Below are 390 nucleotides of genomic sequence, written 5' to 3'. Positions count from 1 at the left end.
GTCCAACAGGCCCTACAGGCATGAAAGGTGCTACCGGTCCAACAGGCCCTACAGGCATGAAAGGTGCTACCGGTCCAACAGGCCCTACAGGCATGAAAGGTGCTACCGGTCCAACAGGCCCTACAGGAATGAAAGGTGCCACTGGCCCAACAGGCCCTACAGGCATGAAAGGTGCTACTGGTCCTACAGGTCCTACAGGCATGAAAGGTGCTACTGGCCCTACAGGTCCAACTGGCATGAAGGGCGCTACAGGCCCAACAGGACCTACAGGCATGAAAGGTGCTACCGGTCCAACAGGCCCTACAGGCATGAAAGGTGCTACCGGTCCAACAGGCCCTACAGGCATGAAAGGTGCTACCGGTCCAACAGGCCCTACAGGCATGAAAGGTG

At 57.7% G+C, this 390-nt stretch carries 1 pseudogene; it reads left to right on the top strand.

Annotated elements, in window-relative coordinates:
• Positions 1-390: pseudogene (locus ACQ3F0_RS26810) on the top strand (collagen-like protein); the annotation flags it as partial.

Source organism: Clostridium sediminicola (assembly GCF_050402865.1).
GTDB classification, from domain to species: Bacteria; Bacillota; Clostridia; order Clostridiales; family Clostridiaceae; genus Clostridium_AF; species Clostridium_AF sediminicola.
The sequence above is the reverse complement of the archived record's forward strand: the minus strand, read 5'-3'. Positions and strand labels throughout refer to the sequence as shown.